Source organism: Peredibacter sp. HCB2-198, from assembly GCF_045999315.1.
In the GTDB taxonomy this organism is placed as follows: Bacteria; Bdellovibrionota; Bacteriovoracia; order Bacteriovoracales; family Bacteriovoracaceae; genus Peredibacter.
In genome coordinates this window covers 3,554,534-3,565,775 of the sequence record NZ_CP174607.1, presented here as the reverse complement: position 1 = coordinate 3,565,775, position 11,242 = coordinate 3,554,534, and the positions used below count along the sequence as shown (strand labels likewise).

The following is an 11,242-nucleotide window of genomic DNA, read 5'->3' as shown; positions in this document are numbered from 1 at the left end:
AAAGGGGCGCCCGAGGGGCAAAATTTTATGGAAAACGGAATTTTGACCAGAATTGTTGGCATTTTTGAAGGAGACCCGGATGTTTTCTTTTTTCAAGGCAAACCCAGCGCCCGCCGCAAACCAGGCCCGCATCATCGCCCTGATGAACCAAAAAGGTGGAGTAGGGAAAACAACCATGGCCTTTAACTTGGCCCATGCTTTTGCCCATCAAGGAAAGAAGGTTCTTTGTATTGATATGGACCCTCAAGCGAATTTTAGTTCGCTGTTCGATATTCCGGCCTCAGATGATCGTAAGAACATTCATCACCTTCTGATCAATTCAGTTAAAGAACTGAAGGCCCTTCATACTTCAACATTCTTAAACGATGTCATCATTAAGACAGACGAAAATATTGACCTTATTCCATCTGGCCAAGAACTGTCTGGTTTTGAGCTCACTGTTGCGGGCATCAATGCACCTAGACAGTTGATTCTTAAAAAATTCATCGAGAAATTTGAACTTCGCTCTCAATACGATGTTATTATCATCGACGGTCCGCCAACTCTGGGTCTGTTGGTGGTAAATATTCTGTGCGCTACTGATGGCGTTCTTTATCCATTCGTTCCAGATCGTTTCTCGGAACAAGGTCTCAAGAACATTCAGCAAGTGGTGGCGGATATCGCTGAAATGGAAATTACTTCGACTCCTAAGAACTTGGGCTATATTCCAAATCTTTTTGATACTCGCAGAAAACAGGCATCGACCGATCTCGAGCACATCAAAGAAACACTTGGGGAAGCAACGATGCACGAAGCTTTCACAAACAAGGTTCAGTTTGGTAAGTCCCTTGCTCAGAGAAAGTCAGTGTTTCATTTCAAATCAAATGACTTTAAAGACCTGCAACGACAGTTCGTCTCTATGACTGAGGCCGTAAGCAAGGAGCTTAATTAATGAAAACGAAGAATCCACTTTATGTAGTTAAAGGTAAGGACGTTCAGGAGGCAAGTTCTGTGATTGATTTAGTGATTAAAAAATTCAATCTCGAGCCCGTGATCAAAATCCTGAACAATATTTTTCAAATGCTTTTAGAGCAGGTGAAGACCTTCGCGATGTACAAGGCCGTTAAGCAGTATATTGATGAAGTGACTGAAGCCGTGCTTTCGCTGGCGAGAAGATTCGGAATGGCCTAATTGCTTCGGCGCTTAGGACTTGCTGTCCTCGTACTCACTACGTCTTCTTCTGTTTCACCAAAATAAGTGCGCTCAAGACCTTCGTCATTGATGGCGCGGTTTCTATTGGCATCGACGTCCAGGGTATTGATTGAAACAGCTTGTGTGTTGTTAACTGAGTCTTCAAGAAATTGGAGTTCTTGATTGAGAATAATGGCCTCTTCCTCAGCGGTCTGAGCAAAAGCATTGAAAGATAGGGCGGCCAGGGACAAAATTAGAATTTTTCTCATCATAAGAATTCTCCTATAATCATCCTACAAAGAGTGTCCCCCTTTTCCAAGAGTGAATGAAAAAATGACTGATTTTGAGCTCTCGAGCTACCATTTTGAGCTACCTAAAGAATTAATTGCCGACCGCCCGGTGCCTGACCGTCACTCATCGAAGCTTTTGGTCTATAAAGAAGAAACCGGCGAAATCATTCACTCAACTTACTCGGAAATCACCAAGTTTCTGCCTTCTCATTCGACCCTGGTTTTTAACCGTTCCAAGGTCTTTCCTTGTCGCTTGATTGGAAACAAGCCCAGCGGAGGTGAGGCCGAAGTTTTTGTCCTTTCTCTCCTTCACGAAAATGGCATTTATCCGGCCATGGTTCGTGCTTCAGGAAAAAGAAAGGTAGGGGATGAATTCATCTTTGGGAACCTAAGAGCAGAGATCGTGGAGCTTAGAGGCGGCACATTTGGTGTGAAGTTTAATCTTCCGCACGATGCTCTGATTAAGACCCTCGAAGAAATTGGAAAGATTCCTATTCCTCCTTACATTCGTGGCGGAGAGTCCGACGAAGAAGATAAACGCACCTATCAAACGGTGTACGCTGCAGAAACTGGCTCAGTGGCCGCACCAACTGCGGGTCTTCATTTCTCCACTGAACTCCTTCAGAAAATTAAAAATGAAGGACACGAGATCGCCACGGTCACTCTTCACGTGGGGGCCGGCACATTCGCACCAGTGAAAGCGGACAACATTCTTGAGCACAAGATGCACGAAGAATTCTTCACCATTGATAAAGAGAATCTAGCGACCATTCAGAACGCGAAATTCAGGATCGCAGTGGGAACCACTACTCTGAGAACTCTTGAGAGTTCTTGGAAGAACGGGAACGTTCAGTTTGATCATCCGGGGAGCTTAAACTCAACTTCAATTTTCCTTCACCCTGGAAAAGAAGTGCATTCCATTGATGCCATGGTAACGAATTTTCACTTACCAGAATCATCGCTTTTGATGCTCGTGAGTGCACTCATTGGCCGCGAAAAAACACTCGAAATTTATAAAATCGCCATCGAGAAAAAGTACCGCTTCTTTTCATATGGAGACGGTATGCTCATTTTAAGAAAGGGCCGCAAATGAAATTTCTTCTTCTCTTGTTAGGACTGGTTTCTTTTGATCTGTTTGCTTCAGCAAAAGTTTTGGTTCTTAAAGGAAAGGCGACTTTCGGAGGACATCCGCTCAAGAGCACATCACTTCTTAAAGGTGCGGGCGAGTTTGTCGTTAGTGACAAATCCTATTTAAAAATTCTTCTGGAAGAATCTCAGACCACAATTGTTTTAGCGGCGAATACCACTTCTTACATGAGTCTCAACGATAAAGTCACAATTCCAGAGCTAAGTCTTCTTCATGGTGCTGCTCGATGGATCACTGGAACTTCTAAAGTAAAGAAGGGTGGAGGCATTCAAACTAAGAATGCGGCCATGGGTCTTCGGGGGACAAACTTTTTCGTTTCTTACAATCCTCTTCTAGGTGAAACTGAAGTCATTTGTTTTGATGGATCAGTGGAAATGAAGGCGAAGCTCGTAAAAAGTGAGCCAAAGCTAATTGGTAAAAATCAATGGGGCGGAATAGGTGGAAGATTTGGAGAAGAACTTTCAAAAGTTCTGAGTCTTTCTCCTGAACTGGTGAAACAATTTAATTCAGCATTGCCAGAATGAAGGGATATTAAGAGGTTCCGCGCCTAGAATCTATTAGACGATCTTAGAAATTTCGAGTATTTAGAGTTCATGTCTTTTTTCCAGTTAGAGGCCACATCCGGCGAGGCCCGGGCCGGCCGCATTTATACTTCCCATGGTGTAATTGAAACTCCGATCTTTATGCCGGTGGGAACTCGCGCGTCTGTTAAAACTCTCTGGCAGGAAGATCTTGAGCGCATGAATGCTCAGATCATTTTAGGAAACACCTATCACTTGTTTCTTCGTCCAGGTCACGAGCTGGTGGAAAAAATGGGGGGCCTACATAAGTTTATGAGCTGGGACCGTCCCATCCTCACAGACTCTGGTGGTTATCAGGTTTTCTCTCTTTCAGACATTAATAAACTTACTGAAGAAGGTGTTACATTCCAGTCTCACATTGATGGGAAAAGACACTTAATCACTCCCGAAAAATCCATGGAAATTCAGCGGGCCCTGGGCTCTGATATCGTCATGGCCTTTGATGAGTGTCCAAAACTTCCGGCGACGAAAGAAACTCTTCGCACATCAATGGAGCTCACTCATCGTTGGGCAAAACGCTGCAAAACGGTTGAGCTAAAAGAGCACCAGCACCTGTTTGGAATTATCCAGGGTGGCCTTCATTATGATCTTCGCATGGAAAGCATGCAGGGATTAATGGAACTTAATTTTGATGGCTATGCTCTTGGTGGACTTTCAGTTGGTGAAAAGAACGAAGAGATGGTCGAGTTTTGCAAAAAATTCGTTCCGGCCATGCCGAAAGAAAAACCTCGCTACCTTATGGGAGTAGGGAAACCTCTCGATGTGTTAAACGGAATTAAATCTGGTCTCGATATGTTTGACTGTGTGCTTCCTACGAGGAATGCACGTAATGGTCAGTTCCTCACAACTCATGGACCACTTAATATTAAGAAGGCCCGCTTCCTAGAAGATCAACTTCCACCTGATCCAGAATGTTCATGCCAAGTGTGTGCGCGCTACTCAAGAAGTTATATTCGCCACTTATTTAACGTAGGTGAATATCTCTCAGGGCAGCTTATTAGTTATCACAATATTCACTTCTACCTTCAGATGGTGAAGGGCGCCAGAGAAGCGATTTTTAGAGGGGAATTTGACGAATATTACAAGACATTTTATAACAACTACACAACGAACCGTTGGGAATAAAAAAGGATTACCATGTTTGATTTATTGATCTCATCTGCCCATGCACAAGCTAACGGCGCTCCTGCTCAATCACCATTTATTTCATTCATTCCATTCGTACTAATTTTCTTAGTGATGTACTTCCTGATGATCCGTCCTCAGAAAAAACGTATGCAGGAAGAGCAAAATTTCATCAATAAACTTGCTCACGGTGATGAAGTTTACACAAAATCTGGTATCCTTGGAAAAGTAACAGGTATCGCAGATAAAGTTGTCACTCTAGAGCTAGATGGTGGAGCTAAAATGAAGGTTCTTAAATCTCATATTGGTGGTTCAGCTGCTGCTCTTTTCACAGAAGCTAAGAAGTAATCTATGTTCGGTTTAGGTTTTGGCGAATTAATTCTCATCTTTTTAATTGCTCTGATTTTCATCGGACCAAAAAAACTTCCTGAGCTTGCAAAAGGCCTTGGAAAAGGTATCCGTGAATTCCAAAATGCAGCGAAAGGTTTTAGTGACCAATTGCAAGATGACTCAGATTCTACTCACAAGAAGGTCGCTGACGCTACTCAGCACCCTGAAGAGAAAGTAGACCAGCCTACCGAAGAAAAGAAAGAAACTCCTCATTCTTAAAAATAGAAGGGCGAAAAGCCCTTCTATTCATTGCTCTAATTCCCTAAATTGTTTAGAATTTTCAAATCATATATCTAAGAAACCCTTTTATAGACACGGAGTGTACATGGCCAAGGGATGGTGGTTCAGATTTAGTTTTTTAGCAGCGTTAGTGATTGGTGCTTTAATGGCAGTCACTCCAACGTTCCTAAACCTTAAAGACGATAGTTCGTTTCCGGTTAAAAGTAAGATCAATCTAGGATTGGACCTACAAGGCGGACTATACATGGTTCTTGGTATCGACTTTAACAAAGTCTACCGTGACGAAGTAACAGGTTACGCTCGTAAGACAATCGCTACGTTAAAAGACGTAGGTATTGATGCTACGTTGGGGACCCTGGATGCGGCGGACGCGAAAGATCCTAAGCACTCGATCATCATTTCAAAAGAAAGTGATCTGGACGCTGCTCGTGCCAAGCTAAAAGAGTTTTACAGCTACCCACTTCGCTTAACTGCTGAAAACGGAACGACTCTGACTTATGGTCTTGGTCGCGAATTCACAAGAGAGATCGAAGATACGGCCCTTTCTAAGTCGATAGAAGTTATCCGTAACCGTATTGACGAGTTTGGTGTAACTGAACCAGAAATCGTTTCTCAAGGTTCAGACCGTATCGTGGTTCAGCTTCCAGGTGTGAAAGACATCAACCGTGCCAAAGATCTAATCGGTAAAACTGCTAAGCTTGAATTCAAATTCGTTAACGATAATATTCCTGTTACGGCCCTTACTGAGTGGTTAGATAAAGTTAAAAAGGCCGGTATCGAATATAAGAAAGGGGAGCGTTTCTCTGATTACGTTCGTGAGATCAACGACAACCTTAAAGCAGATCTTCCTGCTGGTTCAGAAATCGCCTTCTCTAAAACTGTTAATAAAGTAACTAACGAAATCACAAATCTTGAGCCATACCTGGTTGAAACAACTTCAAGTTTAACTGGTGAAGAACTTCAAGAAGCTGTTGTTCGTATTGATCAGCAACAAAACCGTCCATATGTTGGCCTTGAATTTAAACCAAATGGTGCCAAGATTTTTGAAGAGATCACAGGTGCTAACATTGGAAAGCGTCTGGCCATCGTTCTTGACGGTAACGTTTACTCAGCTCCGGTTGTTCAAGGCCGAATCGCTGGTGGTTCTGCTCAAATTACTCTAGGTGCTGGTGACTATAACGCCACAATGACTGAAGCTCGTGACCTTGCTCTTGTTCTACGTGCCGGTGCTCTACCTGTTGAACTTATCTTTGAAGAGCAACGTGTAGTTGGTCCTTCTCTTGGTGCTGATGCTATTGATAAGGCCCAGATCGCGGCCATGATTGGTTCATTACTCGTTCTTGCTTTCATGTGTTTCTACTACAAACTTTCTGGTTTGATTGCGACTGTGACTATCGTTCTAAACGTTCTTTTCACACTGGCGATTTTGATCGGTGTTGGTGCGACTCTATCTCTTCCAGGTATTGCCGGTATCGCCCTTACTGTAGGTATGGCGGTGGATGGTAACATTCTTATTTATGAGCGTATCCGTGAAGAGCTTCGTGCAGGACTTACTCCATTTGAATCCGTTCGCGTAGGTTTTGAAAAGGCCTTCTGGGCAATTGCCGATGCTAACATCACAACTGCTCTTGCTGGTATCTGTCTCCTTAACTTTGGTACAGGTCCAGTTCGTGGTTTCGCCGTAACACTTCTTATCGGTATCTGTACAACAGTTTACACTTCTTACTTCGTAAGTAAGGTTCTGTTCGAGATGTACGTAGGTAAGGGCGAACGTAAAACACTAAGCATTTAATTGAAGGATTAATCAAATGAGTACTACAAAAAAATATGTTGATTACGTAGGAATGTTTAAGGCCGCGGCCTTTTGCTCTCTTCTCTTAATTATCGGAACTGTTGTGATGTATTTCACAAAGGGAATTAACTACGGTGTAGATTTCCGTGGTGGGGTAGAGGTGCAGGTAAAGTTTAAGCAGAAGGTCGCTCTTTCTGAGCTTCGCGATCTGATGAACGAGAAGAAAGTTGCATTGTCTCAGCTTCAAAGTATCGGTGACGAAAGCCAAAACGAATTCCTTCTAAAGCTTGAAACTGATAAAGGCGACCTTAACGCTGTTTCAGCTCAGGTGAGCAGTGTTCTTGATGAGAAGTATGGCGCTGGTTCATACGAGATCCTAAAGAACGATATCGTAGGTCCAAAGGCCGGTGCAGAACTAAGAACGTCAGCGTTTAAAGCTCTTGCTTGGGCGATCCTGGCGATCATGATCTACCTTGCTCTTCGTTTCGATTATAAATTTGCTCCAGGTGCGATCGCTGCTTTGATTCATGACGTGACCATCATCATTGGTGCTTTCATCCTGACTCAAAAAGAGTTCTCACTTCAGATCATCGCGGCCCTTCTAGCGATCATTGGTTACTCAGTGAACGATACGGTGGTAATTTATGACCGTGTTCGTGAGATTGAAGTGGCCCATCCGAACCTTTCGACTGCAGAAATCGTAAACCGTGCTCTTAACGAAACAATGTCTCGTACCATCATCACATCAATGACCGTATTAGGTGTATCGCTTGTGATGTTGTTCCTTGGCGGTTCTGTAATCCACGACTTCTTCTTTGCTATGACTATCGGGGTAATCCTTGGTGTTTACTCGACCATCTTCATCGCCATTCCGATGACTGTTATCTACGAAAAGTTTGTTGCTAAAAAAGCAGCGTGAAATTTCTCCTCTTAATTTTCTTCTTATTTTCACTTCCTGGCCTCGGCCAGGAAGATGAAGATAAGCACCTCCGGGATCTCGAAGAACAGCGCCGTAGACAAACAGAAATGGCGGTCAAGCTGGATGAGTCCCGACAAAATCTTCAAAGCTCCACATACAATGCCATCGAAGAACTCAAAAAATTGGGTCACGAGAACATTACAGCTGCTTCATTATTAGATGAAAAAGTAGTGAGGATCGTGCGCAGGCTTCTAGTTGAAAGTCCTGTTCGTCAGATGCCAAGGGAGCAGGTGAAGACCTTGATTCTGGAGAAATCCAAGGACAATGTCTTTGGGCCGTTTCTTTTGGAGAGTCCCAAGGCACTGGACTTCCTGACTGACGTCTTAATGGATAAAGAGGCGCTTCCGGCCCTTATGGGGATTTTCCTTCGTAAGGAAGACCTCAAGTACTACTTCTACCTTTGGATCGGTATTGTCATCCTGGGTTACCTTTTTAAACGCCTCTTTGTTCCAGTGGAGTGGATTGGTTGGAAAGGGATCGCGGCGAGTTTGGCCATCAACCTTGTGGTTGCATGCGTGTGCCTGACGGTGTTTTACCAAACTTTTAATGACGAACTAGATCCGCTTCTAAGAATCATCAATAACTTCATTTAGAACTTAGGAACACATCCAATTTTACGGTCGTGTGGAGGATATGAAGTGGTGCTACCACTTGAAGTTGAACCACCCTCGGTCACGTTGCTGTTTCCTAGTTCACTAGCACCTCTGACTCGGAAGATTCTCTGAGTAGAAGTCTTAACAAACGGTGAGGCCTTGTTAAGTGGGTAGTAGAAGAAGACAGCATTGTTACCAACGTTATCGTCAGTAGGAGCGGTAGGAACATTGTTTTTCAGATAGAACCAGACTTGTTTTAAATCTGTTTCGCGGATCAGGATGTAGTCTTTGAATCCGGTTGTCGTGTTACCGTTACTGTCAGTCACAGTTTCGGCCGCTTTTTCACCGATATAAAGACCCTCAGTGTCCACTTCAATAATGTCTCTCATCGCTTTAAAGAGCGGGTTAGAGCTATTGTAGTGAGTTGAATTCAAGCAGTAAGACTTATAAGTCGACTGATCAATCCAAGGGGCCATGTAATAACCCAGAGGTTGAGTCGTATTGGTGTTACCGGCGTCCTCAGAAAGAGTAGGGGCCCCTGGCCAGAAAAACTTCGCAAAGAAGTTCGTTCCAGTTGGGATGGTTCCACCAAAGTTTTTTGTTTTTTGAATAATGAGTTCGTTAACGTCGATTCCGCCTGAACCGTTGTTGTCATAGAAGCGCGGATCAGTCGTGTCCCAAAGGTTAAACACACCTGGGATAGTTTCAAATCGAGGATAGAGTTCGCTATCTACCGCTCCATAAAGAGGATTAAAGATATCGTGGCAGATCAAATTCGAGTTACCGGCCGGAATTGGATTCGGTGGTACTCGAGGAATGAAATAGAAGTGCATACGATAGGCCTGATCATAATAGATATCACCAGTCGAATCGTCGGTTGAAAACTCACGCACAAGACAAGTGTACTGAGAAATAGGAGCGTTCTTTAAAGGGCCAAGCGTCGGTGAAGTAATATCAGTCGAGAACTTCACCATCTGAATTGAGTTTGATCTTGCTTTTGAACTCATCTCAACCAGAGTCAGTACGTAAGTCTTGTCATAGGCAAGGTCGTCCTGAATATTGGCGGTAATCGAGTTCGAATTAAGAAGATTGTTCACTTGAATATAGGTGATGTTACCCTGATCATCTTTTGCTTCTAATTTACACTCTGGGTTTGTGGTATCGGTTGAGAACGGAGTCGTACACCAGGCATAAACGTTACCAAGTCCACTTAAAGAAATGTCCTCAGTCACTGTGAAGTTCGCAAATAGAGTTTCTGCACCACTGGTGTTCTTGCCTGAACAAAAAGATGAGCAGTTACCATAGCTCACAGGTTTTGAATCTTTACAGGCACAGAAATCAGACTTGAAGAAAATAGCACCAGTCGGACGAGTAGGAGTGTCATCTTCACATTTAGGAAGGTCTTCCGTCACTTCTTCATCATTTTCTGTACAAGTGGGATCGTCAGTAGAAGAACCAGAGGTAATAAGGGATCGCTTAGGAATTGTATCCTGACAGGCCACCATCATTACACTGAGCGTAATCATGATAAACATTCGTAGAAAATTGTTAAATCGCGAGTCCATAGTCCTTATTCCTCAACGACTTATCGAGTCTAATTTGGGATTCCTTAAACAATTCTACGCTCAACCGAAAATCCACTTGAGTTTATTGCACACTGTGCAATAATTTCTTATACTTAGGGAAGATGAGGGGATCTTATTTAGTAGAAAACCGCCTAGACTTTGAGGCGGATACTAAATTAATTTTTCGGATGACCGATAAGCTCTCAAAATCATACAACAATGTAGTCCCGTAACAGGAGTGGACAATGACTAAAGCTGATTTGATTGCCGTGATTGAAAAACAAGCAAACCTTCCTCATCATCAAGCAGAGAAGATTGTGAACATCTGCTTTGATAGCATGATTCAGGCACTCTTCGACGATGAAAGAATTGAAATCAGAGGTTTCGGTTCATTCGCAAATCGTAATTATAAAGCTTATGAAGGACGTAACCCGAAGACTGGTAAAGTGGTGAAGGTTTCTCCAAAGAAAGTTCCATTCTTTAAAGTTGGTAAAGAACTTAAAGAGATGGTGGACGAAGGTAAAGATAAGTACGTAATTCGCGAAGCTTAATCGCTCATAAAACCCCGCTTCTGGCGGGGTTTCTTATTATGGTCAGGAAGTGAGCGTCAGCGAACGAGACCGGTATCTGGGGTCGCACTCGACATGGCGGTCGCAGGATACGAAAGAGCCGGCGTCTAGTTGTCTAAATAAGTCTCTGAGTGCTAAGTTCGATTCATGAAAGCACTTCTTCTCATCACCCTTTTAGTTCCTTTCATAACTCTTGCCGAGAGCTATCCTCGTGAATGGTGGATTGAAATTCCTCGTGAAGAGGCCGCTAGCTGGGAGATTCTTCCCCAAGATGCTAAACCAGGTGAAGTCATTCTTTCTAAAAGAACAGAATTGGGAATCTTCTCAAATTTTGGTGCCACTCCTTTTGTCCTCGATGGTAAATATTTTGCTTCGGTGGAAGGTCTTTGGCAGTCGATTAAGTATCCGGACCCGACAATTCCTCAAGATTCTCGCCATGAGATTAAGGACTGGCCCTTTACCCGTAAAGCAGTTGAGAACATGGTCGGGACTGATGCCAAAAAGGCCGGAAATCTGGCCAATAAAATTTACTCTCAGTACAGGCTAAAAGACGTGAATTGGGGGGAGCATTTCTTTGATTATGTTGATCATGCAGAAGGTTCTGCCTATCACTATGACCTCATAAAAAGAGCGCTCCGAGCGAAGTTGGACCAGACCCCTGGCCTGTGGGATCTACTCTTAAAAACTGGTTGCCTCACTCTAAAACCAGACCATAAACCAGGTCCAAACGAGCCAGCTTCCTACCGCTACTATGAGATCTACATGGAACTCAGAGTGGAGAGGCAAACAGGTTGCCATTAG

Annotated in this window: 14 protein-coding genes; 12 read left to right on the top strand and 2 right to left on the bottom strand. The window is 43.5% G+C overall.

Annotated features, from left to right (window positions below):
• Positions 1 to 79: 79 nt before the first annotated feature.
• Together ACJVC5_RS17905 and ACJVC5_RS17900 are read left to right on the top strand one after the other, a co-directional pair.
• The gene (locus tag ACJVC5_RS17905) at positions 80 to 931 is read left to right on the top strand and encodes a ParA family protein (protein ID WP_408096914.1); all 852 of its coding nucleotides are present in this window, start codon (positions 80 to 82) and stop codon (positions 929 to 931) included.
• Positions 931 to 1,170 carry a hypothetical protein gene (locus ACJVC5_RS17900; protein WP_408096913.1) on the top strand — a complete coding sequence of 80 codons (240 nt, stop codon included), beginning with the start codon at positions 931 to 933 and terminating at the stop codon, positions 1,168 to 1,170. Before ACJVC5_RS17905 ends, ACJVC5_RS17900 begins: the two co-directional genes overlap by 1 nt.
• On the opposite strand, the gene ACJVC5_RS17895 is transcribed toward ACJVC5_RS17900, so the two are convergent.
• Positions 1,167 to 1,442, bottom strand: a complete 276-nt coding sequence (locus ACJVC5_RS17895; protein ID WP_408096912.1) for a hypothetical protein — start codon at positions 1,440 to 1,442, stop codon at positions 1,167 to 1,169. The two genes, ACJVC5_RS17900 and ACJVC5_RS17895, sit on opposite strands and share 4 nt — an antisense overlap.
• A 61-nt stretch (positions 1,443 to 1,503) precedes the next feature.
• Between ACJVC5_RS17895 and queA the strand changes: the two genes are divergently transcribed.
• The 8 genes from queA to ACJVC5_RS17855 all read left to right on the top strand — a co-directional run bounded on the left by queA (position 1,504) and on the right by ACJVC5_RS17855 (position 8,307).
• Positions 1,504 to 2,553: a tRNA preQ1(34) S-adenosylmethionine ribosyltransferase-isomerase QueA gene (gene queA / locus ACJVC5_RS17890; RefSeq protein WP_408096911.1), complete on the top strand. Its 1,050-nt coding sequence runs from the start codon at positions 1,504 to 1,506 to the stop codon at positions 2,551 to 2,553.
• On the top strand, positions 2,550 to 3,131 hold the full coding sequence (locus ACJVC5_RS17885) for a FecR domain-containing protein (RefSeq protein WP_408096910.1): 582 nt from the start codon (positions 2,550 to 2,552) through the stop codon (positions 3,129 to 3,131). Before queA ends, ACJVC5_RS17885 begins: the two co-directional genes overlap by 4 nt.
• Before the next feature lie 69 nt (positions 3,132 to 3,200).
• Positions 3,201 to 4,313, top strand: coding sequence for a tRNA guanosine(34) transglycosylase Tgt (tgt, locus tag ACJVC5_RS17880; protein WP_408096909.1), 1,113 nt, complete (start codon positions 3,201 to 3,203; stop codon positions 4,311 to 4,313).
• A gap of 12 nt (positions 4,314 to 4,325) precedes the next feature.
• The gene (gene yajC, locus ACJVC5_RS17875; RefSeq protein WP_408096908.1) at positions 4,326 to 4,661 is read left to right on the top strand and encodes a preprotein translocase subunit YajC; all 336 of its coding nucleotides are present in this window, start codon (positions 4,326 to 4,328) and stop codon (positions 4,659 to 4,661) included.
• Positions 4,662 to 4,664: 3 nt separating this feature from the next.
• Positions 4,665 to 4,922, top strand: a complete 258-nt coding sequence (locus ACJVC5_RS17870) for a Sec-independent protein translocase subunit TatA/TatB (protein WP_408096907.1) — start codon at positions 4,665 to 4,667, stop codon at positions 4,920 to 4,922.
• A gap of 106 nt (positions 4,923 to 5,028) precedes the next feature.
• Complete coding sequence (gene secD, locus ACJVC5_RS17865) at positions 5,029 to 6,735, top strand: protein translocase subunit SecD (RefSeq protein WP_408096906.1); 1,707 nt, start codon at positions 5,029 to 5,031, stop codon at positions 6,733 to 6,735.
• A 16-nt stretch (positions 6,736 to 6,751) separates the two neighbouring features.
• Positions 6,752 to 7,654, top strand: coding sequence for a protein translocase subunit SecF (secF, locus tag ACJVC5_RS17860; protein ID WP_408096905.1), 903 nt, complete (start codon positions 6,752 to 6,754; stop codon positions 7,652 to 7,654).
• Positions 7,651 to 8,307 (top strand): hypothetical protein, encoded by a 657-nt coding sequence (locus ACJVC5_RS17855; RefSeq protein ID WP_408096904.1) that lies wholly within the window; start codon positions 7,651 to 7,653, stop codon positions 8,305 to 8,307. The genes secF and ACJVC5_RS17855 overlap by 4 nt, the downstream gene beginning before the upstream one ends.
• Here the strand turns inward: ACJVC5_RS17855 and ACJVC5_RS17850 are convergent.
• Positions 8,304 to 9,833 (bottom strand): hypothetical protein, encoded by a 1,530-nt coding sequence (locus tag ACJVC5_RS17850; RefSeq protein WP_408096903.1) that lies wholly within the window; start codon positions 9,831 to 9,833, stop codon positions 8,304 to 8,306. The genes ACJVC5_RS17855 and ACJVC5_RS17850 overlap by 4 nt on opposite strands.
• Before the next feature lie 284 nt (positions 9,834 to 10,117).
• Here ACJVC5_RS17850 and ACJVC5_RS17845 point away from each other — a divergent pair, with 284 nt between their 5' ends.
• Both ACJVC5_RS17845 and ACJVC5_RS17840 read left to right on the top strand, forming a co-directional pair.
• Positions 10,118 to 10,423, top strand: a complete 306-nt coding sequence (locus ACJVC5_RS17845) for an HU family DNA-binding protein (RefSeq protein WP_321391465.1) — start codon at positions 10,118 to 10,120, stop codon at positions 10,421 to 10,423.
• Positions 10,424 to 10,588: 165 nt separating this feature from the next.
• Positions 10,589 to 11,242, top strand: a complete 654-nt coding sequence (locus tag ACJVC5_RS17840) for an NADAR family protein (RefSeq protein WP_408096902.1) — start codon at positions 10,589 to 10,591, stop codon at positions 11,240 to 11,242.